The organism is Anaerophaga thermohalophila DSM 12881 (assembly GCF_000191885.1).
In the GTDB taxonomy this organism is placed as follows: Bacteria; Bacteroidota; Bacteroidia; order Bacteroidales; family Marinilabiliaceae; genus Anaerophaga; species Anaerophaga thermohalophila.
Genome location: NZ_AEWI01000013.1, coordinates 16828 through 41078, shown reverse-complemented (window position 1 = coordinate 41078; position 24251 = coordinate 16828). Strand labels below are relative to the sequence as shown.

Annotated in this window: 19 protein-coding genes; 9 read left to right on the top strand and 10 right to left on the bottom strand. The window is 41.7% G+C overall.

Annotated elements, in window-relative coordinates:
- Positions 1-10 precede the first annotated feature (10 nt).
- Complete coding sequence (locus tag ATH1_RS0105170; protein WP_010418522.1) at positions 11-1372, top strand: hypothetical protein; 1362 nt, start codon at positions 11-13, stop codon at positions 1370-1372.
- A gap of 79 nt (positions 1373-1451) precedes the next feature.
- Here ATH1_RS0105170 and ATH1_RS0105165 read toward each other — a convergent pair whose 3' ends face one another.
- From ATH1_RS0105165 to ATH1_RS0105145, 3 genes are all read right to left on the bottom strand, one after another.
- Positions 1452-2165: a LytR/AlgR family response regulator transcription factor gene (locus ATH1_RS0105165; protein ID WP_010418520.1), complete on the bottom strand. Its 714-nt coding sequence runs from the start codon at positions 2163-2165 to the stop codon at positions 1452-1454.
- An 815-nt stretch (positions 2166-2980) separates the two neighbouring features.
- On the bottom strand, positions 2981-3253 hold the full coding sequence (locus ATH1_RS0105150) for an HU family DNA-binding protein (RefSeq protein ID WP_010418516.1): 273 nt from the start codon (positions 3251-3253) through the stop codon (positions 2981-2983).
- 618 nt (positions 3254-3871) lie between these two features.
- On the bottom strand, positions 3872-4168 hold the full coding sequence (locus tag ATH1_RS0105145) for a hypothetical protein (RefSeq protein WP_010418515.1): 297 nt from the start codon (positions 4166-4168) through the stop codon (positions 3872-3874).
- A gap of 763 nt (positions 4169-4931) precedes the next feature.
- Here ATH1_RS0105145 and ATH1_RS0105140 point away from each other — a divergent pair.
- A complete protein-coding gene (locus ATH1_RS0105140; protein WP_010418514.1) occupies positions 4932-6239 on the top strand; it encodes a M18 family aminopeptidase in 1308 nt (435 codons plus the stop codon).
- A 114-nt stretch (positions 6240-6353) separates the two neighbouring features.
- Here the strand turns inward: ATH1_RS0105140 and ATH1_RS21065 are convergent, their stop codons facing one another.
- From ATH1_RS21065 to ATH1_RS22745, 3 genes are all read right to left on the bottom strand, one after another.
- Positions 6354-6506, bottom strand: a complete 153-nt coding sequence (locus tag ATH1_RS21065) for a lysozyme family protein (RefSeq protein WP_010418512.1) — start codon at positions 6504-6506, stop codon at positions 6354-6356.
- Complete coding sequence (locus tag ATH1_RS0105130) at positions 6503-9154, bottom strand: serine hydrolase domain-containing protein (protein ID WP_010418509.1); 2652 nt, start codon at positions 9152-9154, stop codon at positions 6503-6505. The genes ATH1_RS21065 and ATH1_RS0105130 overlap by 4 nt, the downstream gene beginning before the upstream one ends.
- A 229-nt stretch (positions 9155-9383) precedes the next feature.
- Complete coding sequence (locus ATH1_RS22745; protein WP_425358284.1) at positions 9384-9572, bottom strand: hypothetical protein; 189 nt, start codon at positions 9570-9572, stop codon at positions 9384-9386.
- 149 nt (positions 9573-9721) lie between these two features.
- Between ATH1_RS22745 and ATH1_RS0105120 the strand changes: the two genes are divergently transcribed.
- The 3 genes from ATH1_RS0105120 (at position 9722) to ATH1_RS0105105 (ending at position 14249) form a co-directional block, all read left to right on the top strand.
- Positions 9722-10126 carry a response regulator gene (locus ATH1_RS0105120; protein WP_010418505.1) on the top strand — a complete coding sequence of 135 codons (405 nt, stop codon included), beginning with the start codon at positions 9722-9724 and terminating at the stop codon, positions 10124-10126.
- A 141-nt stretch (positions 10127-10267) separates the two neighbouring features.
- Positions 10268-10786 carry a nitroreductase family protein gene (locus ATH1_RS0105115; RefSeq protein WP_010418502.1) on the top strand — a complete coding sequence of 173 codons (519 nt, stop codon included), beginning with the start codon at positions 10268-10270 and terminating at the stop codon, positions 10784-10786.
- A 217-nt stretch (positions 10787-11003) separates the two neighbouring features.
- Complete coding sequence (locus tag ATH1_RS0105105) at positions 11004-14249, top strand: S41 family peptidase (RefSeq protein ID WP_010418496.1); 3246 nt, start codon at positions 11004-11006, stop codon at positions 14247-14249.
- A 218-nt stretch (positions 14250-14467) separates the two neighbouring features.
- Here ATH1_RS0105105 and ATH1_RS0105100 read toward each other — a convergent pair whose 3' ends face one another.
- From ATH1_RS0105100 to ATH1_RS0105080, 4 genes are all read right to left on the bottom strand, one after another.
- Positions 14468-15547 (bottom strand): hypothetical protein, encoded by a 1080-nt coding sequence (locus ATH1_RS0105100; protein WP_010418493.1) that lies wholly within the window; start codon positions 15545-15547, stop codon positions 14468-14470.
- A 19-nt stretch (positions 15548-15566) separates the two neighbouring features.
- Positions 15567-15821: a hypothetical protein gene (locus ATH1_RS0105095; protein WP_010418491.1), complete on the bottom strand. Its 255-nt coding sequence runs from the start codon at positions 15819-15821 to the stop codon at positions 15567-15569.
- Between the two features lie 233 nt (positions 15822-16054).
- Positions 16055-17413 carry a hypothetical protein gene (locus tag ATH1_RS0105090; protein WP_010418488.1) on the bottom strand — a complete coding sequence of 453 codons (1359 nt, stop codon included), beginning with the start codon at positions 17411-17413 and terminating at the stop codon, positions 16055-16057.
- Positions 17414-17654: 241 nt separating this feature from the next.
- Positions 17655-18884, bottom strand: coding sequence for an OmpP1/FadL family transporter (locus ATH1_RS0105080; protein WP_010418482.1), 1230 nt, complete (start codon positions 18882-18884; stop codon positions 17655-17657).
- 635 nt (positions 18885-19519) lie between these two features.
- On the opposite strand from ATH1_RS0105080, the gene ATH1_RS0105075 reads away from it, so the two are divergent.
- From ATH1_RS0105075 to ATH1_RS0105060, 4 genes are all read left to right on the top strand, one after another.
- Positions 19520-21058, top strand: coding sequence for a DUF4301 family protein (locus ATH1_RS0105075; RefSeq protein WP_010418480.1), 1539 nt, complete (start codon positions 19520-19522; stop codon positions 21056-21058).
- A 94-nt stretch (positions 21059-21152) separates the two neighbouring features.
- A complete protein-coding gene (locus ATH1_RS0105070) occupies positions 21153-22598 on the top strand; it encodes a tetratricopeptide repeat protein (protein ID WP_010418476.1) in 1446 nt (481 codons plus the stop codon).
- Positions 22588-23355 (top strand): phosphosulfolactate synthase, encoded by a 768-nt coding sequence (locus ATH1_RS0105065; protein WP_010418474.1) that lies wholly within the window; start codon positions 22588-22590, stop codon positions 23353-23355. The genes ATH1_RS0105070 and ATH1_RS0105065 overlap by 11 nt, the downstream gene beginning before the upstream one ends.
- A complete protein-coding gene (locus ATH1_RS0105060) occupies positions 23345-24250 on the top strand; it encodes a DUF368 domain-containing protein (RefSeq protein WP_010418472.1) in 906 nt (301 codons plus the stop codon). The genes ATH1_RS0105065 and ATH1_RS0105060 overlap by 11 nt, the downstream gene beginning before the upstream one ends.
- The last annotated feature ends 1 nt before the right edge of the window (position 24251 follow it).

The window sequence follows — 24251 nt, the reverse complement described above, 5'->3', positions numbered from 1 at the left end:
CAGGCCGCCCATGAATAAAATTCAATCTATATTATCCGCATTAAGCATTTTGCTGTTCCTCTCCTTCACCGGATGCCGGGAAACGGAATATGTTCTTCCCGATGAATATGTGACAATTACCGACAATGGCGGAGGCACAGGAACAACAATCTGGACGGCAGACAAGGAATACCTGCTGGACGGAGTGGTCTTCGTCAATGAAGGACAAACACTCACCATTGAGCCCGGAACAGTGATCAGAGCAGAAACCGGACAGGCTGAAAATGCAAGTGCACTGGTTGTAGCGCGTGGAGGGAAAATAATAGCTGAAGGCACTTCAGAAAACCCTATTATCTTCACCGTAAAGGGAGACGACCTCGAGGGGTCTGTACCCATTGAAAACAATGGCTTATGGGGTGGCGTGATAATATTGGGAAACGCTCCCGTTAATGCGCCCGACGGCGAAAGCGCCATTGAAGGACTTCCCCTGGAAGACTCACGAACTTTGTATGGAGGCACTCATGTGAAGGATAATTCGGGAATTTTAAAGTATGTCTCCATCCGGCATGGAGGAACCAAACTTGAAGACGGAAATGAAATCAATGGTCTCACGCTTGGCGGAGTCGGCAGCGGAACCACCCTCGAATACGTTGAAGTAATATCCAACCGGGATGATGGATTCGAATTTTTCGGGGGAACCGTTAACGGACGTTACCTGCTTTCAGCTTTTTGCGGTGACGATGCTTTCGATTTTGATCTGGGATACACCGGTAATTGCCAGTTTATTGTCGGACTTCAGGCTGGAGCAACCGGCGACCTGCTCATTGAACTCAGTGATTACGAGGGATATCCGAAAACACGTCCGGCCATTAGTAATGCTACACTCATCGGAAAAGGCATGGATGAAAACGGCGAAACCGCCAGATTCGACAACAGTTCGGCAGGAACCATTGCCAACTCTCTGTTTCTGCATCAAAAACATGGCATCGGCATTGAATACTCCGGCGATAACCTGGATAGTTACCAGCAATTTATTGACGGACGCATTAATATTATGAATAATGTCTTCTACATGGTCGGGAACAATTCGGCTCGCCAAATTCTGGGTGTCTACTCCAACACCGTAATCGATGTAACGGAACAGGATGAAATTGTCAATGCCGCATTTGAGGATGGAAACAATTTGCTGGAGAATCCATTAATTCTTTACAATCCACAGCATATTGATGCCATGAATCTGCTGCCTTCCAACAGTGAACTGGGAGAAATCTATAACCTCAACAACAGCTGGTTTGAGGAAACCGGCTTCAAAGGAGCATTTGGAACCGACAGCTGGCTGAAAGACTGGAGTATTCTTCATAATGAAGAATTACTTTTACCAGGGGAATATTAATTTTTTCAAAAAATTTTGCAAAAAAAAAGGGATCGAATAAAAACGCGATCCCGTTTTGATTTCCTGAAACGAACAATTACTATTTCGAAATGAGATTAATGTCGTTCATCAGTTTATCCCTGTATGATTTACCGATCGGGATAACTTTGGTACCGCTGTCGGTTTTAATAACCACCGAATTATCTTCAATCACCTTGATTTTGCTGAAGTTAACGATAAACGAACGGTGAATACGCATAAACCGGTCTGATGGCATCTTATCGGCAATCGCCTTCATGGTAAAATGAATGGTATATTTTTCACTGAACGTGTTAAGTACCACATAGTTTTCGAGCGCCTCTATCCAAAGGATGTCTTCGTATTTGATGCGGACAAGCGAACCGTTGTTCTTGATAAAAATTTCGGTGCTTTCTTTAACCGGGCTTTCTTTTTTCTCGTAGCGCTCTCTTGCTCTGTTGACAGCCTTAATAAACCGGCCAAACTGAACAGGCTTCAAGAGATAATCCGTAACATCATATTCATAAGATTCAAGAGCATATTTTTCCTGAGAAGAATAAATAATTACCTGAGGGATAATATCAATAGATTCCAAAAATTCAATACCAGACATCTCGGGCATCTCAATATCAAGGAAGATCAAATCCACTTTTTCAGCATCAGGCTGATTAAGTGAATTCATGGCCGCCACCGCGCTGGAAAAAGACCCGGCGAGGTGCAGACCCTCTGTTCTGCCCACAAACTCTTCAATTATTTTTATTGACAGCTTGTCGTCATCAATAATAATACAATTCATAGATTGAGATTTTGCTCAAAAATACAAAATAACTTAATTTTTACCATCAATTTAAGACTGAAATTTAACCACCCGGCTCTATTTCAACGTCAACGCTGGTTTTTCAAAAAAAATTCTTCAATTAATCAACTCTTTTTATTGTTTTTCGCATCCGGCACAGCAATAACTGTTCGCAATATTTTTGCCGGAATGACCAGACAGACTTGCCTGTTCTTGTACGAATAAAGGATGTGAAATGTTGCAGCATAATGGCCGCTGCCACCAAATATTCAAGTTTTCGGTAAAACCTGCCAGCGGAATGGTCAAATACCCGTCAGCCATTAACATCTTCCGAAACACCGTTCTTAAACTTCCGAAAACCATTGCAAAAGGGCACTTACTTGATATCCGCCTGTGTAAATATAACTGCACTCTGATCGGGTACAGCTGCAAATATTCTGAAGATGCCTTTCTTCAACTCCGAAAAAACCGATTTTGAATCGGAAGTATATTATTTTGTGAAGAGACAACCATTTAAAGGCACTGAGAGCAATATCGGGATTAAATCGGGATTAACTTCATACCTGTTACGGTCTTCAATTATATAAACATCCTGCATGTCAAAGCAATCACAACTTCTGAGCACTGCCGAAGCATTTCCGGATAAAAATATTCTCAACAACTACCGTCAGACAGTTGGTTCGCTGCGATAAAACATTTTAAAACAACTACAGTCGTTCCCCTGTGATAAAGATATCCTACTCTATGTGGCGCAAAAAAAAGGGGGCACTCCAAAACTGAAACGCCCCCTTCTTATTCTTTTGACCAAAAAAGAATTAATTTACTGCATCGGTAAGATCACTACCAGCTTTAAATTTAACTACTTTTTTGGCAGGAATTTGGATTTCCTTACCGGTTTGAGGGTTTCTACCAGTCCGGGCACTTCTCTTGGAAACAGAGAAAGAACCAAATCCGACCAGTGCAATCCGGTCTCCCTTTTTCAATGCATTGCCGGTTACTTTAATAAAACCATCTAATGCTTTTTTAGCGTCGGCTTTAGTCAATCCTGATTCACCAGCAATTGCTTCAATTAATTGAGCTTTGTTCATAATAAAAAATTAATTTTTAGGGTTAAAAAATAGGTTTCCCAATCTTCTTTCCACAAATATAGACGGTTTTTGGTGTATACCAAATTTCAGAGCATAAAAAATGCTCTAAAACATCATTTTTTTTGAACAATGACGCAAAATTGTAGTTTAACAGCTTTTTTTTTTCAATTCATGGAGCTCTTTACCCTCAAAGAATTTAGCGATTTTTGAGGTAACTTCCGGTAATATATTGTTCATTAATAGGGATGGTACGATGATCGGCTATGCCGCTTTGCTCTGCAAAGAGAGCCGCGCCATACGAGTAACACGAAGCATTGCTTTACTTAGTGAGCGTCTATAAAGTCGGGATAATTTCTTACTATCATGCGTTCCTTCATAAAGTATCATTTACAAGGCTTGAAAAGGCCGAAAACACGGAGTCCCGAATGTGCATTTTTTGCTTTTTTTGAAAAAACCTTACAAAACCTACTTGGGAATGAGTAATTATCGGACAAGCCTAACAAATTAAATGGCTCTTTGTGGACAAACATTACCTGGGTATAAATAAATGTGCGTCTGCTTCAGAAAAACTCTTTCGGAAGCAGACGCACGAATCAACTTCATCAAAGAATTCAATAACTACTTATTTTTCCTGACCTGGTCACGCATCTGATCAATTCGTGCCAGAACTTCACGCAAACTCTCAGCAGATGATTCCTGCTTGTTATCCTTACTCTTTGCAGAAGAGGCCTGTTCTTTTATTTTGCTTTGCTTCCTTTTCTTTTTTTCCTGACCTGATTTCAGTTCAAAATTCGTATATACCCTTGGTTCAGAAAAATTCTCTACCTCTTCATAATCCAGAAAATCCAGATAACGCAACAATTCCTGCAAAAACTTTGCTTTATCATCTCTTACTTTTATACGATAATGTTTCATATCATCAATATTTAAAAATTAGCAAACAGTATTATATTCTGCCCTCCTTCTCCTTTTATAAAAAAGGATTAAATAACTGAATAAAAGTAATATTTTCAAATATTGTACCACTTCAGAATCAGTAAACATTTTTATTATCCCTTTAAGTAAATTTATAACAAAAAATATAAATTTTCAAGACATATCATTTATAATTTTGATCATATCGAAATTATGTTAAATATCCTGGTATAACGCCGCAGCTTTTCAGGAAAATAGGGAAAATCCAAAAAGCTAATTGTCTCACATCAAGAGAATGCTAACAAAACTCCTTTTTTAAAAAACAGAAGCTTGATACTTTTGTTTTGTTAGTAGAGAATCGCTATATTCAATGAGATATGAGTGCAGTATAAAAAGCATATTTTTGTCAAAATCCAGGCGTTTTAAATTTTTGTACCGGAGTTACCTGTTGTTAATTGAGGATTCATCAGTATATAATTAGTCTAAGTTATTGGTCTGATGGAACTCGCATGCAAGAACTTATACATATTCTGATTGTGACAAAATTTGTCATGCTCGTTTCATCAGTATATAATTAGTCTAAGTTATTGGTCTGATGGAACTCATGATGAATCGTAAGATCGGCGTCAGCCAATTTTGTTCATGCCTTTTTGAAAATTTGGCCATCCAAAATTCATGTTCGTTTCAAAAATTTGAAACAACAATGAATCTGGCAACAAAGATGCTTTTTAGAGCGGGCTCACGTATTTAAAAAAGATATAAAATGGAACAGCCACTGAAACTTGCCACCGAACTGATTGATTTTATCCATGAAAGTCCCAGTCCATATCATGTTGTTGAAAACACATCTAAACTTCTAGAAAAAGCCGGATTTGAAAAGCTGGAATTACATGATGCCTGGACACTTGAAAGCGGGAAAAAATATTACACAACCCGTAATGGTTCCTCCTTGTTTGCATTCATTACAGGCAAAGAAGAGCCTTCCCAAACGGGCATCAGACTTATTTGCGCACATAGTGATTCTCCATCCTTTAAGGTTAAACCCTCACCGGAAATGACAGAAGATGACCATTATCTCAAATTGAATACCGAAGTTTACGGAGGTCCTATTCTCATGAGCTGGCTCGACAGACCGCTTTCCATGGCAGGCAGGATTGCTGTTCAGGGGAATGACCCACTTTCTCCCGACATGAGATTGGTCAATTTTAACCGGCCAATGGTTATTATTCCAAATCTGGCCATTCATTTAAACCGGTCCGTTAACGAAGGTGTTGAACTTAATAAACAAAAAGACATGCTACCGTTGCTCGGCATCCTGAATGAAGGAGACCAGAAGAAAGGATTTCTGAAAGAATTGCTTGCCAGAGAAGCAGGTGTGGACGCAAGCCGAATACTGGATTTTGATATTACACTCTCTGAGCATTCAAGAGGATGCATCATGGGGCCCAACAATGAATTTATCTCCAGCACCAGGCTGGATGATTTAGCCATGGTTCATGCAGGCGTAAAAGCAATAGCCAAGGCTTCTCCCTCATCAACCACTCAGATGCTCTGCATTTTCGACAATGAAGAGGTTGGCAGCCAGACCAAACAGGGGGCCGGGTCTCCTGTATTTAAAAACATTTTCTACCGTATTCTTAAACAATCCGGAAACGATGAAGAATCAATCCAGCGTGCCATTTACCGGTCGTTTATGATATCGGCAGATATGGCTCATTCAGTGCACCCCAATCATCCCGAGAAACACGATCCGGTTCTACATCCACTGATTAATCAAGGTCCGGTCATTAAAATTCATGCTAACCAAAAATATACCACCGATGGCGACAGTGGTGCCGTCTTTGAATCGTTATGCCAACTGGCCGGTGTTCCGTGCCAGAGATTTGTCAACAGAAGTGATATGGCAGGTGGCTCCACTTTGGGGAATGTGTCCACCTCACAACTGGATATCCGGTCGGTAGATGTTGGAAATCCCATGCTTGCCATGCATTCGGTAAGAGAACTGGCCGGTGTTAAAGACCATGAATATATGATACGGGTTTTTGATAAATTTTTTGAAGACCGGAAATAAAAGAGGTTGAGGGTAAGGTTGAGATTGAGGTTGAGATTGAGATTGAGGTTAAGGTTGAGGTTGAGGTTGAGGTTGAGATAAACCTACCCGGAAACACGACACTTATCCTGACCTTCAGGAATTCACCCCGCTTGTCAGACGTGCATAATGTTGGTAACGTTTCAGAATCTGCTCCACATAACTGACGGGTTCCTCTCCCATAACGAAGCCATAGCGAACCACTTTGTCGTTGTAGTATTCGGGATACATCAGATTTAAGAAAATCAATCATCATTCTTTTTTCTGATTATGGAGTGGTATACGATGTCCTGGATTCTTGTCCGGTAGTTGTTTTCAATTAATTTTTTGTTGTACTGATCAGGATGTACCCTGTTGGACAAAAAGACATAGATAATACCATTTTCCGGGTCGGCCCAAGCCAGGGTACCTGTAAATCCGCTGTGCCCAAAAGAGGAAGAAGAAACAAGTCGTGAAGCCGGACTAACTTTTGAGGTATCAGGTTCAGGTTTATCAAATCCGAGCCCCCGACGGTTTGTGCCGTTGTAACGTTTGGTAAACAGTTCAACGGTACTGGCGTTCAAATATTCTTTTCCTCCGTAACGACCATCGTTTAAGAACATTTGCATCATTTTGGCAACGTCGCCGGCATTCGAAAAGAGCCCGGCATGACCGGCTACTCCACCCATCATTGCAGCTCCCGGGTCGTGTACCCAACCATGAAGCAACTGTTTTCTAAAGGCTTTGTCGTTTTCAGTAGGAACTATCCGTTCCTTGTCAAAATGATTCAGTGGCAGAAAAGATGTATTTATCATTCCCAGCGGCTCAAAGAAATTTTCGGCAGCAAAATAATTTAATGGTTTACCGGAAAGCCGGTGTACCATTTCTCCCAAAAAATAAAATCCGACATCGCTATATAAATAGTCGTGTGTTCTGCGTAATGGAGAAGTAATGATACTGACAAACATTGTATCCAGATAATGCTTGTTCATGTACAATTTATCGGCAACCGGCACTGAAAAAACCTGGTCCCGGAATTTCTGAAATACATCCTCACGGTAAGATACAGTCCGGTTTAAATACACATAATCATCAAGCTTAATATTGTAAAGCCACGAAAACCTTCTGGAAAACAAGCTGCCTTTCAGTTTTTCTTTATCAATGGCATCCAAATAGAAGGGGATATAAGAAACCAATCCGCTTTCGTGAAGTAAAATATCCCGTATGGTAATAGATGCCTTATCGGTCGTATCAACTTCGGGGAAAAAGGCACCAAGGGTGTCAGACAATGACCATCTTTTTTGGTCATACAATTTCATGAGCGAGGGAAGTGTTGCTGCAATTTTGGTTATTGAGGCCAAATCATAAATATCACTTTGTGCCACTTTCCTGTTTCCCTTGTAGGTATGATTTCCATAAGCTTTATTCCAGACAACAACTCCGTCACGGGCCACTAATACCTGGCCGCCTGGTATAGCCTTCTCTTTGATGGCCTCCCACATTAAAGTATCAATTTTCAGTAAACTGTCGGTTCGCATAGCCACCTCCTCAGGTACTCCAAACTTTAATCTTGATTTCTGAGTTCTTACTGAAAGCGGACGAATGCCTTTTAACCAATATTCGCGAGGTGATGCTTTTTCTGTATTTATTCCGGAAAAGACAGCCTGTGACAGATATTCCCACACCACAGACCAATTCGATGTGCCTGTAAAAACAGCATCAACGCTCTCAGGGATGGTATTCTTTTCAAAATAATTGCACGGGTCACCCAAAAATAAAGCTATCTCTGCATCCGGATTCTCGTTTCTTATTTTTTGGGCTCTGGTTTTCAGATTCGGCCCGGTCAACGGCTTATTTCCATACAACCAAAACACATAATCGGCACGGGCAGAATCTGCAACAGTAATTGTATAATGATTTTCTGCCATGGAAATAAATGAAGATGCAAGACTGTCGGCAATATCTGAAACCAGTTTTATGCTGATGTTACGCAAATCAGAAGGAAGAAACGGGGACTCCCTTCGTTTAAAAAGATGAATACCTTCTTCAAAAGTTCTTCTTCGTGCGTATTCTTTTAGCCAGCATGTTATTTGCTTTTCAGTGGTAAAATTCTTTTGTTTGCCCGATTTGCCCAAAGTATCCAGAATCTTCCTGCAACCTTCATCCAGATCATCTTCTATCAACATTTTGTTTCGATAAGCTCTGACCAGGCGGGTGAAATCCGATTCATAATCTGAAGTCAGAAAAAGCGTGCCTTGCCTTATCCGTTTTTCAAAATGAATATCACTTCCCCCGGAATGATCAACCCATGGAGAAAAAACATTACTGTCATTCTTCTGCGAAGGAATTATTGACAGGGGCTCATTTCCGGAAAATAATTTATCCGGAAGCCAGGTAACAGGAATGCTAAGAAACACATCTCTAACATCTGAAAACAGCCACAGTGCATAACTATTGGACCCATTCAGCCACGATGAAGGATAAGAAAAACTCTCAAACAAGAAAGACGAGGAAGCCAGTACACCCCGGGCATTATTATCAGACAAATATTTAATCAGATCATCCCTCAAAATACTTTTCATCCGATAATCATTAATATTCTGAATGGCCCGGCAATCGGGAAACGGAACGTCAGAATCTGAGGTTCTAAAGCCTTCAGTAATATTAAGCACCTTATATTCCTTCCAGAAGCCTGCATTATTTTTACTGAGACCGGAATATACCATCGATCCGTCGGCACGATGACCGGTGGGAACAAGTATCAGGCTGATTTTTTGCTCCAGACTCATATTTTCTACAGAATTCACCTTTTGATATGAGTATCCGGCAAGAGCATCAGATTCAAATCCCTGAGCATTTCCAACCATTTCGGCAACTAAAAAAATACTATATATACAGAACAATATTTTGATCGCCATTCTTAATATCGATTATCTTCTACCGCAAAAATCTTTATGTTCACCTTATTATTTAATTTAGTGCTCGTCTATAAACCCGCAAAAGATTTCACAATATGCTTGTCTGTTCAGAAAGTGCCGGTTACAAGGCTTTCGAAGCCGCCAAAAACGGGATTTACTTTTCTTAAATGAGTATTTTGGAAGCAAGCGTAACACGGCAAATGGTACTTACTTTATGGACAGATACTATTTAATGAGTGCAGTATAAAAAGCCTTCAAACTGCTGATTTTTACCATTTTTACCCCTGACCCCTAAAGGGGAACTGCTATAAATCAGCAGTTTGAAAAAGTCCCCTTTAGGGGATTTAGGGGTAATAAGGCTTTTTAGACTGCACTCATTTAATGAATCATCGTCCGCAACAACATGCCAAAACAACAAAAAAACAGCGAAACCGCCATATAATTCCAAGGAATCATTTTATCAATAAATTTTTACCTTAAATATCAGGAAATTTAAAAAATAAAGTGTTATTTTGGTCAAACTAAAAAAAGGAAAGGTCAACCAAACAAATATTAACCTTATCAGTTATGTCGGATTCAAATTTAAGTAACGCACTTAACCAGGACTGGGGCGATAAAATTATTTTAGTTGTCGAAGACGTTGATACCAATAAAATATTTTTTGATGCAGCGCTTCGTCGCACCAGTGCCAGAATTTTGTGGGCAAAAGACGGTCAGCAGGCCATTGATCTTTTTAAAGATAATGACGTAGACCTTGTATTGATGGATTTGCAATTACCGGTTATGGATGGTTATGCTGCAACCCGCGAAATTAAGAAGATCAAACCCGACGTGCCCGTGATTGCACAAACGGCTCACGTTATGTCGGGCGAAAGAGAAAAATGCATGGAGGCCGGTTGTGATGACTATCTTGCCAAACCAATCCGGTTACAGGTATTAATTGAAACACTTTCTAAATTTTTAAACCGTTAAATATATTAGAAATTTTTACCAAACAGAGTTTTTTAATGCTCACTGTTTTGCCCGTAGGCATATAGGATAACGATAAGATTTTCGGTTTTTCTACCCCCGACAATTATTTTTAATCTTTTGCCGAAAATATAGTTCAGTATTATGCTCGATATCATTCAAAAAAGGAGAAGTTGCAGAACATTTGAACCTAAGAAAGTAGAGCGAGATAAAATTGACCAATTGCTCAGAGCTGCTTTATGGTCACCTACCTCAAAAAACAATCGACCATGGGAATTTGTCGTGGTCGAAAATCCCGAAACGTTGGAACGGTTATCTAAATGTAAATCGCATAGTGCAGCATTCTTGTCCGGCGCTCCCCTGGCTATTGTTGTTTTAGGCGACCCTGCAAAAAGTGATGTATGGATCGAAGATTGCTCCATCGCCTCCATTTTGATGCAAATAACTGCCGAATCGATTGGCTTGGGGTCTACCTGGATTCAGATCAGGCTGCGTACTGATGATGAAGGAAACCTGGCATCCGAAAACGTCAAAAAAATAATAAATGCTCCCGGGAGTCTGGAAGTGCTGAACATAATAGCATTTGGATACAAAGCCAAAGAACGAGCCCCTTATTCCGAAGATGTGCTTTTATGGGAAAAAGTACATTATGAAAAATTCTAAACTAAAGCTTCATCAGATACCTGAAAATGAACCACAAGCATCTTCAAAACAAATGTGGTACTATCAAAAAACGATACTGCTTTCTTATCCCTGCCAAACAATTTTGAATATTTTTATGTTTTAGTCCTATTAAACCGGTTAACAAATTAACCGGCGCACGAATTACCAAAACATCACCTGATTTTGCCTTATTTGCACACCTAAATAAATAAGAATTATGAACCTGAAAAAACTGTTCCTTGTATCATTACTCATTGGGTTACCGGCTTTACTCGTAGCCGAAGAGGCCCGTCTGATGCGCTTTCCGGGCATTAGTGACAACAAAATTGTGTTTACTTTTGCAGGCGATCTTTACACCGTTCCTATTGATGGCGGAACGGCCCGAAAAATCACCTCCCACAAGGGGATGGAAATGTTCGCGCGCTTTTCACCCGATGGTTCCCGCATTGCTTTCACCGGGCAATACGACGGCAACACCGAAGTTTTTGTAGTTCCGGCCGAAGGCGGTATTCCCAAACGCTTAACCTACACCGCGACATTGCAACGCGATGATGTAGCCGACCGCATGGGCCCCAACAACATTGTTATGACCTGGACACCGGATGGTGAAAACATCGTGTTCCGAACCCGAAAAAAATCATTTAATTCGTTTAAAGGACATCTGTACAAAGTACCGGTTGACGGCGGAATGCCCGGGCAACTGCCTTTCCCCGAAGGAGGTTTTTCCTCTTTCAATGCCGACGGCAGCAAGCTTGCCTATAACCGTGTATTTCGGGAATTTCGTACCTGGAAGTATTATCGGGGCGGAATGGCCGATGAAATCTGGATTCATGATTTCAACACCCATGAAACCAAGGCCGTCACCGACAACGATGCACAGGATATTTTTCCCATGTGGATCGAAGACGAGATATTCTTCCTCTCGGATCGTGACCGCACTATGAATCTGTTCGTATATAACACCAATAGCGGCGAAACAGAAAAAATTACCAATTTCACCGATTACGACATCAAGTTTCCCTCTCACCACGGGCAAACCATAGTATTCGAAAAAGGCGGTTATCTTTATACCTTTGATGCCAGAACCAGGGAACTCCGGCAGGTGCCGGTAACCATCAACAACGACATGATCTTCGCACGTGAAGAAATTAAAGATGTTTCAGATAATATCACCGGTGCAAGCCTCTCTCCTGGCGGCGAACGCATTCTTTTTTCAGCCCGGGGAGAACTATTCTCTGTCCCGGCCGAAGACGGCATCACCTATAATCACACGCGTACGCCGGGGGTTCACGACCGCGATGCCGAATATTCGCCCGATGGAAAATGGATGGCCTGGCTGTCTGACCAAAGCGGTGAATACGAAATCTGGATAAAACCTGCCGACGGTGAAGGAGATGCCAGGCAGCTTACATCGGGAGCAGATACCTACAAATTTAATATCAGCTGGAGTCCCGACAGTCGTTACATTGCCTGGAACGACCAGCATTATCGCCTGATGATAACTGAAGTGCCTACCGGCAATACACGTCTGATTTCCAAAAGTGATTATTCCCAACTTGGCGATTTTACCTGGAGTCCCGACAGCCGGTGGCTTGCGTTTACCGATGGTAGGCCCAATCAGATGGATGTGATCAAGGTAGCCAACATTGAAACCGGGGATATCCAAATGATTACGGAAAAATGGTACGACTCCGGCTATCCGTCTTTTTCCGACGACGGAAAATATCTGTTCTTTACATCTCAGCGTGATTTCAGCCCCACATACAGCGAAACCGAGTGGAACCACGCCTATATCAATTCATACAGAATCTATTTTGCCATTTTGGACAAGGCAACACCTTCGCCATTTGCACCTGAAAATAAAGATGTAAAACCCGTTGAGCAAAAAAAGGAAGAAGAAAAAGAAAAGAAAAACGACAATGAGCAGAAAAAGGATACTACTGTAAAAATTGACTTTGACGGTATCGGCCGTCGCATCGTTGCATTACCTGTTGAACCGGGACATTATTACAGCATTAACTGTGTTAACGGTAAGGTTTATTACAACCGCCGGTTCCAGGTTAAAAAAGAAGGCACAGGTTTGTTCGTTTTCGACCTTGAGAAAGAGAAAGAAGAGGCGCTGGGTGATTACAGATACACGCTTTCACCCGATAATAAGAAAATGCTGGCAGGCAAAAATAAAACCTGGAAGGTGATTGACCTCCCTTCATCAGCCATAAAAATTGAAGACCCCATCGACCTTTCAGGTATGAAAACAACAGTTGACTACCGTGCCGAATGGCAACAGATTTTTGATGAAGCGTGGCGCCAGATGCGTGACTTTTTCTACGTGGAAAACATGCATGGCCGCGACTGGCAGGCCATTCACGATAAATATAAAGTATTGGTGCCACACGTTAATCATCGGAACGATCTGAACTATGTCATTGGCGAAATGATTGGCGAACTCAATGCAGGCCACGCATACGTTAACACCGGCGAAGCACCAAAGCCCGAACGAATCAAAACCGGCCTGCTTGGAGCCACCATCCAACCTCATGCGTCAGGCTATTTTAAAATTACCGGCATACTGGATGGTGCTCCCTGGAGCGACAATTTGCAATCGCCTTTACAGGCCCCCGGAGTCGATGTTAGCGAAGGAGATTACATTCTGGCGGTAGACCGGCAATCAACGAAATCTGTCAATAACATTTTTGAATTATTGGTAGGAAAAGCCGGACAAACCGTTGAATTGCTGGTAAACAATAAACCGGTCACTGAAGGTGCCCAAAAAGTGCTTGTTACGCCTATTGACGACGAAAGTGAGCTTTATTACTTCAAGTGGGTCAACGAAAACATTCGCAAGGTAAATGAGGCAACAAACGGTCAGGTCGGTTACATTCACATTCCCGACATGGGCCCTAACGGACTGAATAAGTTTGCCCGCTTCTTTTATCCGCAACTCGACAAGAAAGGGCTGATCATCGACGACCGTGGAAATGGCGGTGGTAATGTATCTCCCATGATACTCGAACGCCTGGCCCGTGAAGCCTACCGGGTCAATATGCGGAGAAATTCTCCTGAAGTAACGCCTGTCCCCAGCGAAACTCTTGTAGGTCCGAAAGTAGCACTTATTGACAAGTATTCTGCTTCGGATGGCGATCTGTTCGCTCACGGATTTAAAGCCTTAGGAATAGGAACAACCATCGGTACCCGCACATGGGGTGGCATAGTAGGAATCACCGGCCCGCTGCCGTTTATCGATGGCACCGATCTGCGTATTCCACAATTCACTTCTCTTTCAATGGAAGGCGATTGGATAATTGAAGGTGTTGGTGTAACACCCGATATTGTCATTGAGAACGATCCGTGGAAAGAATTTAACGGCGAAGACCAGCAGTTGAACAAAGCCATTGAAGTAATAATGAAACAACTGGACAAACGTGAACCGCTGCCGGAAATTCCGGAAGCTCCGGTTAAATAAACCTGGCCATCTTACTGAATTTGTTTGAGGAGAGTGTCTAAAAAGTAATTCTTTGGGGAAAAATGAATTCAGTACTTTCTGTCGCAAGTATTGTTTTTCAAATAGATACGCAGAAGTGCACGGAGCACATCACAGTGATTCACAGAGAAAAATGGACTTTTTAGACAGCCTCCTCAATTTTTTTTTTTTTTGGAGAAAAGCAAAATTTCAACGGTTCACTATTCGGCCGGTTTTCTGTAATTGGCTTCAACCCAACCTTTAAGCGCGGTAGTAAGATGCGAATTAATCTCATTTACAGTTCTCTGCACCTCCCTTTCAGGCATGTTGCGAATACGGCTTATTTCTTTAAGTGATAACCCCTCATTAAAGTAAAAATCGAAAGTCGTTCTCTTTTCAACCGGAAATTTGGACAACTCTTGCAATACCAGGTTATTGAAATCTTCGATGAACCTGTTGTAATCCTCAATATCATACTGATCGAAAATCAGTTTGTCGGAAAAGAAATCGTGATAATAATATTTGTTCAGGACTTCCACGGGGTCGGCAAACTCTTCTTCCAGATAAATCTCACCTTCAGCATCCCATGAAAAGTTTTCCTGCAACTCCCCTATCTCCTGACGTTCCAGATTATCGACATTAACCGCTTCTCCTTCCGGATGAGAATAGCTGAGTTTTCGGGTGACAAATTTATCAGCCATTGAATAAATCCATTCCTTCATCTCCTGAAGGTCGGCAGGTCGCTTGTCAAAGTTTCGCCAGATATCGAGGTATAATTCATCTGCCAGGTCCTGAAGATTTCCAATTGTGCTTTCATCCACTCCGGTACCCTTGACTTCATTATATCGTCTTTCCAGAAATTTCCTGATTTCCGGAAGCATAGTGCTGAACAAATGGCTGAAAGCATCCCAGTCTTCTTCTTCTCTGTGACGGGTCAGCTCGGGCACGATGTCTTCAAAACGCAGCCTCTGATGGATTCTTTTCCTTGTAATTGCTCCTTTTCGGGTTTTACCAAGCTCCCGGCTAATTTTCGACTTAAATTTCTCCAGAAGGAGGATCGATATTTCATTCAAATTCTCACCCCGTAAGTGGGCATATACCGAAGTCCGTCCTTTCAGTACATACGAAAGGCTGAAAGTATCTTTCACTTTCGATACATGCACAATAATTTCGGGCTCCCTCTTCAGATAATGTCTGAAGAACTTGTGCAAATCATCGAAGCGGTCCGACACATATTTTTCAAATTCAGCCTTCTCTATTCCTTCCGGAACACCATTTTGATATGAAAAACTTATATTCATAACCGGACACTTTTTCAGTTCACTCAATATCAATCCAGTACGAATCTTTCCACTTTTTATACTTGTTTCTCAAATTCCTGTACTTAAATCCCAGTGAAACCAATAATACGCCGTTTATCAACAAAAATCCCGCAACCAGGTATGCTGCCAGTGCAGGAAATATTACTATTAAAACAGCCAACAGTATAAAATCAATGCCCATAAGCATATAAATCCACCACGGACGGACAAAAAAACCTGTCAATCTGTCATAAAATTCTATATTCCTGAACATGGTACAATTCTTTTTATTAATGATTTAAAAATCAAACATTGCAACCGGTACTTTTTGCACAGACACATGATTTGGTGCAACTTATCCCGACTTAACAGACGGGTACTATTTAATTCATTCAATTCCAAAAAATATACCATTGTAATAATGAGTCCGGTCTAAAAAGCATCTTTGTTGCCAGACTCAATATTAAGATTGAATGTATTACTTCTTTTTCGCAGGTTCCGATATTATCACGGAAACACGATTCCCTCCTGATCGTTCACAACCACATGCGGGACAGAACTGCCGTAATGTGCATTTATCGCATCAATAAAAGTATTGGCAACGATTGCCGAGCCCCGGCCGGTAACATGGATGCCATCCAGAGAAAAAACACCTCCGGTAACATATTCATTGGAATAAGTAAATCCATCAACGATCATTCCTTCTGCAGTTTTCTGCAAAAGTTCATCCATTTCAACCAGCGCCAGACCGAATTGAGAGGCACTATTTCGAATAATGTCATTAAATGCAGCGGTGGCTTCCGAAATATTGGTCAGTTCCTCCTCATCAAGAACATACTCTTTCGGAATGGGGTTTGATGTGCCCCAGCCGGCATCTGAAATATTTTCCTGTGGAAGACTCAGAATAAGTTTTTCGCCGGATTTAATTTGCCGCATTCCGAGCGGATGCGAAGTATCTTCTATCACGAAAAAGTTGTACCCTTCTGAAAAAGAGATTTCATCCAGTTCGTATTGTCCTGCAACTGCATTGTATTGTGAATATGCATTATTCAGCGCCACGGCCTGCTCTGAGTCCAGCTCCAGCGCATTGGGCGGTATAACGTTGAAAAAGGGCAGCATATTGATGTCCGGAATGGTGGCTATAACACCTTCGGCGTCAATTTCTGTCAATTCTCCCAAAATGCCGTTAAAGCTTTGATTAAATAAAGCCTCCGGTGTAATATCGGCATCTGCTGTACCGGCAATTTCTCCTTCACCTCCCGCCAGGGCATAACCCAATACATCGTTTCCGCCAATCCACAAACTAAAAAATGTAGGATTGTGAGCCAAAGCATCTGTCAGAGCCGTCGATACTCCGGGTTCAGAGGCAAAACGTGCATAGAACGGATTAAAATTTCCCGGCCCTTGCCCGGGGTCACCATATTCCGGTACAACCAGATGAAAACTTTTGGCCCCCGGAATGCCCAGATTGTGGTAAGGTGCATCTTTATTTATCCATGTGGATGGATTCGTCAACAGTTCCGGATTTCCCTCTGTAGCCACAGGCGATAAGCCTGCCGGGGTAACTTGCAAAACCATTTCTCCCCCGAGTGATGAACTCACACTTGTTTCTTCCGGAAGCAACGGAATGGTATAGTTGCCGCCGCCAACTTCCGAAATTTGCCGGGCTATCAGAGTAGCAAAGGACGACCTTTGGCCATCGGCAGAAAGCGCCCCGTTGGTATATCCTGCGGTATAAGAATCTCCCAACGAAACAAATACCGAGAAATCGGCATCTCCACTTTGGGGTGTCGGTACATCAACTTCATTTTTGCACGATAGAACCAATCCTGCAAAAAGTAAAAAATATAGAACTCTCTTAATCATATTACTGTTATTTTTCCGTTTTTAAATAACGATTATCTGTTTTCGATAAATTGTACGACACCTTCAACGTCGCATTTAAAATCAATGACCCCGAAGGCGGTCGGATATGCCTGTTGGTCTGATGAAACAAGCATGACAAGGTTTGTCACAAAAGAACATGTATAAACCTCAATCATGCGAGTTCCATCAGCCGAATAACTTAGACTAATTTTATACTGATGAAATCTATTTTTGATTGACATTAAAACGACCAGCTCAGTCCAACTCCCGGTATCCACGCCGATGAATTATAGGTGCCATAAAAATTCAACGGGGCATATCCATCTTTACGCTCTTCGCCGGCAATGTACAACAGGGAAGCATCAACGGTAAGATTGGTGTTCAAATCCCATGAAAAGCCTGTAGATAACCCTGTTTTATTGGTTCCGGGGGTTTCCGGAGTCAGATAATCAGAAGGTATTGGCGTTTCGTCATAATAAATACCGGCTCTGACTTTTAAGGACGGCAAAGCTGTATATTCGGCCCCGATACGATAAATCATCGAATTTTCGAAATTTCTTGGATTCTCTGAGTCCTGCAGAGCAGCAGTATTTTTTTCAAAATCAAAGGTCAGTTCGTCATACGATGACCACCCGACGCTTTGCAGGTCTAAAGCAAGTAAGAGCTTGTCTGTTGCTTTCCAGCCAATGCCAAAAGTCAGGTTGGATGGCATTGGCAATTCTGCCGAGAAAGTATTATTGTCGGGGAAATTTCCGGCCATGCCGGGGGGTACAGTAAAAACAGCATCTCCCCCATCTATTTTCATCAAAACTTCAGACCGGTAATTAACTCCGGCCGTCAATTTCGGACTTACTCTGAAAAACAAACCTAAGTTATACCCGTAAGCGGTTGTACTCCCTTTTAAATTCACTCCACCTTCGCCATCAGCCGATTCCAACGGAAGAGCCTTATTCAGGTCAACGCTTCCGAAAACAACAACAGGACCGCCACCTATACTGATATTCGGAGTGATGGCATACGAAACGGTAGGTTGTACATAAATGGCCTGTAAAGAAATATCCTGAATCAAATACCGGCCATCCCAGTCATCGCCCCATTTCAGTGAATTACCATAGGGCGAGTTGGCTCCGATTCCTACAACCAGTCTTTCATTCAGCCGGACTGCGCCGTAAAAAGTAAACGGCGTTCCCATAGGGTTATCACTTTCAGCAGAATAAACCGAAGGTTGAGCTTTAACAAAAGTATTACGCGAAATTACCCCGCTTATCCCGCCAGACAGAAAATAATTGCCTTCCAGAAAAGACAAAGCACCGGGGTTAAAATGGATCGACGACGGTCCCAACAAAAGAGCGGTTCCGGTATGTCCCATCCCTGTTTGTTTTTGTCCCTGCAAATTCACCTGATACCCCTCTCCTTTTACAGGAAACGTTAACAGCATAAAAGCTGCAAAAGTTAAAAATAAATACTTCATAATATCGATACGCTGTTATTTTTTTAATAAATTGGCAAACAATTACTTGTAGTTAAAATTTTTGTCTGTGAAAATACACTGTAGTAAAGTCAATATATCTTTAGTTTTTCAAATATGAGTGCAGTATAAAAAGTATATTTTTGTCAAAATCAAGGCGTTTTAAATTTTTGTACCGGAGTTAACTTATTGTTAATGAGGATGCAAAAATTTAAAACAACAACGAGTTTGGCCATAAAGATGCTTTTTATACCGGGCTCATATATTAGATGTGAGATAATTCGTAAAACACTAATTGAATTTAAACAAATACGCTACCTTGCTTCAATCAAAAGACGGTCGAAAGTAATTAATATCTTCCGACCGGCATTTTCTTAGTTATTAGACGATACGAATATTTATGTTCTATATTCGTTTATTCAAAAAGTCGAAATATTATTTTGTTGGTTTTCAGTATATTAACAAGTGGATAATCTAAAGATACTTAACTATGGGTCGAATAAATTCAAGCAAAAAAGTCGAAACAATTAAAGTATTTTTTCTCTAATTGGCACAAGAAGACACAATCCAACTCACTTCTCTTCTGTTTGCTCTCACAGGAAAATTTTATTACATTACCGAAACAAAACACAACAGATATGCTTCAACAATCCGATATCGAACAACTTAAAGAAAAGGGTCTTTCCATAGAGTCAGTGGAACAGCAGATCGAGAGATTCAAAAAAGGATTTCCTTCACTGAAGATAGAACGACCGGCAACACTAACTGATGGCATTGTTCCTTTTTCGGAGCCAATGATCGAACATTATAAAAACATCTACAGCAGGGAAATCAACAATAATCTTGATCCACTGAAATTTGTTCCTGCCTCGGGCGCCGCTACACGAATGTTCAAGTCCCTGTACCAGTTCCTTGAAAAACCGGAAAGTCCGGAAACCCTGCCCGACGATCATCCGGTTCGCCGGTTTTTAACCCAACTGCACAAGTTTGCTTTTTATCAGCAGCTAAAGCGTTATTTCAAAAGTCATGATATCGATAAAACAGAAGTAAGGTATTCGCTAGCCAGGGAGATAATCCAAAAGGTACTCGACGAAGATGGACTGAATTACGGTTTTCTGCCCAAGGGACTTATCCTCTTTCATCGTTACCAGGACGGTCCGCGTACGGCCATGACCGAGCATCTGTTTGAGGCGGCACAATATGCGAAAAATAAAAATGATGAAACCAAAATCCATTTCACCGTCAGCCCCGAACATCTCGGGTATTTCACGAAACAGCTCAACGAAGATAAATCAAAGGCAGAAAAAAGCACGGGAGCTTCTTTTGATGTTTCCTTCAGTTTTCAGAAACCTCATACCGACACTATCGCAGTCAACCCTGACAATACACCCTTTCGCGATGAAAACGGCCGGTTGTTTTTTCGACCCGGAGGTCACGGTTCACTCATAGAAAATCTGAACGACTGTGATGCCGGAATCATCTTCATCAAGAATATTGATAATGTAGTACCCGAACATCTGCTTCAGGAAATTGTGGATTACAAGCAGGCACTGGCCGGTCTGGCACTCGATATTCGCAACAAAGTATTCGGCTATATCGACAGAATTGAAGAGGAGCTTTCGATCGAACTCATCATTGAAATCAGAAAGTTCATGAAGGAATTTCTCCACACAGACATTCCCGGCCATCTGGCCGATACCTCAATGGGGGAACAGGCAGCCTATCTTTTGAAGTTTTTGGATCGTCCCATCAGGGTATGTGGAATGGTAAAAAATGAAGGTGAACCCGGGGGCGGACCATTCTGGGTCAGGGATCAATTTGGCCAGGAAACCCTTCAGATTGTTGAGAGTTCACAAATCAACCTGAATGATCCCGGACAGAAAGAAATGTTTGAAGCCAGCACACACTTCAACCCGGTTGATTTAGTGTGTATTACCAAAAATCATAGAGGAGAAAAATTTAATTTGTCAGCATACATCGATGAAGAAACCGGTTTTATTTCTGAAAAATCGGTCAATGGAAAGACCATTAAAGCACTGGAGCGACCAGGCCTCTGGAACGGAGCCATGGCCAACTGGCTGACCATTTTTGTGGAAGTACCGGTTGAAACATTCAATCCGGTTAAAACGGTCAATGACCTTTTGAGACCTGCGCATCAATCCGGAAATCAATCTTAACCTCATCCTCAACCTCAACCTTAACCTAAACCTTCATTTTAATATTGGCTTTCCATAAAGAATGTGTACTTTTGCATGATTAAAATTAGTGCTTATGTTTGAATCGTGGTCTGCACATTTTAATGAAATCAAAGAAGCCGTCGAACGGTTTGAGAAGATGGAGTACAGCGGGCAGGAATATTTCTTTGACGTGCACAGCATAGAGAATATTTTTGATTTCTATGTAGATAAACTTCAGTTTAATAAAGCCGAAAGAATTATAAATTTAGGCATCCGCCAGCATCCGGGCGCCTCTGCTTTAAAAATAAAAGAAGCCATTCTCTACATCGAGAAAGGACAACTTTCCAAAGCAATCATACTTCTCGAAAATCTTCTTCAAATCGAAAAAACCAATCCTGAAGTATATCTAAATCTTGGATACGCTTATTTACGCGACGGACAGAACGAAAAAGCCCTTCAAATATTTGAGCATGGTCTTGAGTTTGCTTTCAGCGACGAAGAAGAGGTTCTTTTGGATATCGTTTTGTATCTTAATCAGTTTTACGAATACGAATCGACCATAAAAATTCTCTCGGAACGTTACAGCGAGATTCGTGACGACGAAAATCTTCTCTTTGAGCTGGCTTATGCATTGGATAAAGTTGACGAAAACCAGAAGGCCTTCAATATTTACGAAAAACTGCTCAACATTAATCCCTACTCGGAAAATGCCTGGTACAATGCAGGCATTTCGCTTGTAAAGCTTGAAAGGCCTAAGGAGGCGAACGAAGCATTTGATTTTTGCCTTGCAATCAGTCCCGATCATGCCCAGGCACATTTTAACAAGGCGAACAACCTTGCCCAGCAAAACAGATACCTGGAAGCACTTGAAAGCTATTTTGAGTGTATCTCTTACGACATACGGCAGTCAAAATGTCTTCACTATATTGCCGATTGCTGGAACCATCTGGGAAATTCTTCCAGAGCCTTGCAATTCTTTAAAATGGCGGTAAATACCGATTTTATGGATTTTGATGCGTGGGAAGGTTATGCCCGATTCTATCTTGAACAACAGGAACCTCAGGCTTGCAGACAGGTCATCAATCAGGCACTGGCCGAAAGGGAGCTAATGACCGATGAAGAGTTGGGAACATTTTACCATCTTATGGGTCAATCGTATGTTCTGGATGAAGAGTGGGAACGTTCAAAAAAATTCTTCAAAAATGCCGCTTTAAGCAACCGAAAGGACTTCAGGCACTTAGCGGCTTTGTACAAACTGAACCTGGCGCTCAATCCCGAATATAACATTGAAATTTTTGTAGATCAGTATACACCCGATTTTATAGAAACCGGCTCGTTTCAATATATGCTGGCCGCCTACCATCTTCTGATCACGGAAAACTTCGAAAACGGGATTTATCATCTCGAAGAAGCATCTGTATATGCCCCCGGTTTCATGGAAGAATTCACAGATGTCTTTCCTGAAATTATCACAATAGCCAAAAACAATAAAAAACTCACCAGTTTAATCGAACTCAATAATGGAAATTATGAACTTTAATTTACCAAATTTACCAGAACGACCCGAAAAACCTCGTCAATACGGTCTTACCATGATGATGGACAAAGGCCTGAGCGTAAGGGAATCGGAAAACTTTGTTGAAGGAAACGCCCCATACACCGACCTGGTGAAACTCGGGTTCGGAACCAGCCTTTTGGTACCCAGTCTCGAAGCCAAACTTAACATTTATCGCGAAGCCGGATTAAATGCTTACTTCGGCGGTACTCTGTTCGAAGCTTTTGTTGCCCGCGGTTTATTCGACGAGTTTCGTCGTTATCTCGACCGTTTTGGAATGGAATATGTTGAAGTGAGCGACGGCACTATCTCGCTTAATCATGAAGACAAATTAAAGTATATCGAAGAGCTGGCCAAAGAATATATTGTTGTCAGCGAAGTCGGTTCAAAAATTGCCAATAAAATTATTCCCAACACCGAATGGATTTCGATGATGAAGACGGAACTGGAAGCCGGCTCATGGAAAGTAATAGCCGAAGCCCGGGAAAGCGGAACTACCGGCATTTATAACAAAGACGGTTCGGCCAATCTTCAGCTCATTGAGGATATCCGCACACATTTGGATGCCGATAATATTTTGTGGGAAGCACCTCAAAAGCCTCAACAGGTATGGTTTATCAAGCATTTTGGGCACAATGTGAACCTGGGGAACATTGCTCCCGGAGAGGTTATCCCTCTCGAAACCTTGCGTTTAGGTCTTCGTGGTGATACACTTTTAGACTTCCTGCCTGATGCTAAATAAAACATTGCTGCCTTTTCTGAAAGGAGTTGCAATGGGTGCCGCCAATGTCATACCCGGCGTTTCGGGAGGCACCATTGCATTAATTACCGGCATCTTTATCCGGCTGATAAATGCCATAAAATCGTTTGATGCCGCAGCTTTAAAACTCCTTTTGCGTGGAAAATTCAGGGAGTTTGCACAGCATACCGACCTGGCTTTCCTCCTTTGTCTTTTAGCCGGGATATTGACAGCCATTATTTCTTTGGCAAAGTTGCTGGAATATTTGTTTCAGCATCACCCCATATACGTTTGGTCCTTCTTTTTCGGGCTGGTGCTGGCATCGGTCTATTTTGTCGGAAGAACAGTTAACAGATGGCATGCAGGCGCTATAATCTCTTTTATTACGGGAGCCGGAATTGCCATTTCCATTTCGGTGCTCACACCGGCATCAGAAAACAGCTCGTTTTTCTATCTGATTATTTGCGGAGTGGTTGCCATTTGCAGCATGATATTACCAGGACTGAGCGGTTCATTTGTATTAGTGCTGATGGGGAATTACCAACTGGTGATGATTGAAGCGGTTAATAATTTTGACTTTGACATATTGTTGCCCGTTGGAATTGGTGCAGTAGCCGGACTGGTGTTATTCAGCCGCTTTTTATCCTGGCTGATGAACCGTTTCCCCGATTCCACAATTGCCTTGCTTTCCGGTTTCATTTTAGGCTCCCTGGGGATATTGTGGCCATGGAAAAACGAGATAACCCAGGCTTTTGGCGACAAAACCAAAGTTATTGGCTACGACTGGTTTCTGCCCGAAATCAACCACCAGTTTATTTTGGCGGTTATTTTTATTACTTTAGGCATTCTGAGTATAGCAATCACCGAAATATGGGCTGAAAAGAAACAAAAAGAGTAAT

Excerpts from the sequence above, each read along its gene's own strand:
- ATH1_RS0105100 (WP_010418493.1), bottom strand. The coding sequence starts at position 15,547 with ATGAATATAAGTTTTTCATATCAAAATGGTGTTCCGGAAGGAATAGAG.
- ATH1_RS0105070 (WP_010418476.1), top strand. The coding sequence starts at position 21,153 with ATGTTTGAATCGTGGTCTGCACATTTTAATGAAATCAAAGAAGCCGTC.
- ATH1_RS0105090 (WP_010418488.1), bottom strand. The coding sequence starts at position 17,413 with ATGATTAAGAGAGTTCTATATTTTTTACTTTTTGCAGGATTGGTTCTA.
- ATH1_RS0105080 (WP_010418482.1), bottom strand. The coding sequence starts at position 18,884 with ATGAAGTATTTATTTTTAACTTTTGCAGCTTTTATGCTGTTAACGTTT.
- ATH1_RS0105060 (WP_010418472.1), top strand. The coding sequence starts at position 23,345 with ATGCTAAATAAAACATTGCTGCCTTTTCTGAAAGGAGTTGCAATGGGT.
- ATH1_RS0105165 (WP_010418520.1), bottom strand. The coding sequence starts at position 2,165 with ATGAATTGTATTATTATTGATGACGACAAGCTGTCAATAAAAATAATT.
- ATH1_RS0105075 (WP_010418480.1), top strand. The coding sequence starts at position 19,520 with ATGCTTCAACAATCCGATATCGAACAACTTAAAGAAAAGGGTCTTTCC.
- ATH1_RS0105140 (WP_010418514.1), top strand. The coding sequence starts at position 4,932 with ATGGAACAGCCACTGAAACTTGCCACCGAACTGATTGATTTTATCCAT.
- ATH1_RS0105095 (WP_010418491.1), bottom strand. The coding sequence starts at position 15,821 with ATGTTCAGGAATATAGAATTTTATGACAGATTGACAGGTTTTTTTGTC.
- ATH1_RS0105170 (WP_010418522.1), top strand. The coding sequence starts at position 11 with ATGAATAAAATTCAATCTATATTATCCGCATTAAGCATTTTGCTGTTC.
- ATH1_RS0105145 (WP_010418515.1), bottom strand. The coding sequence starts at position 4,168 with ATGAAACATTATCGTATAAAAGTAAGAGATGATAAAGCAAAGTTTTTG.
- ATH1_RS0105105 (WP_010418496.1), top strand. The coding sequence starts at position 11,004 with ATGAACCTGAAAAAACTGTTCCTTGTATCATTACTCATTGGGTTACCG.
- ATH1_RS0105065 (WP_010418474.1), top strand. The coding sequence starts at position 22,588 with ATGAACTTTAATTTACCAAATTTACCAGAACGACCCGAAAAACCTCGT.
- ATH1_RS0105130 (WP_010418509.1), bottom strand. The coding sequence starts at position 9,154 with ATGGCGATCAAAATATTGTTCTGTATATATAGTATTTTTTTAGTTGCC.
- ATH1_RS0105115 (WP_010418502.1), top strand. The coding sequence starts at position 10,268 with ATGCTCGATATCATTCAAAAAAGGAGAAGTTGCAGAACATTTGAACCT.
- ATH1_RS0105120 (WP_010418505.1), top strand. The coding sequence starts at position 9,722 with ATGTCGGATTCAAATTTAAGTAACGCACTTAACCAGGACTGGGGCGAT.
- ATH1_RS0105150 (WP_010418516.1), bottom strand. The coding sequence starts at position 3,253 with ATGAACAAAGCTCAATTAATTGAAGCAATTGCTGGTGAATCAGGATTG.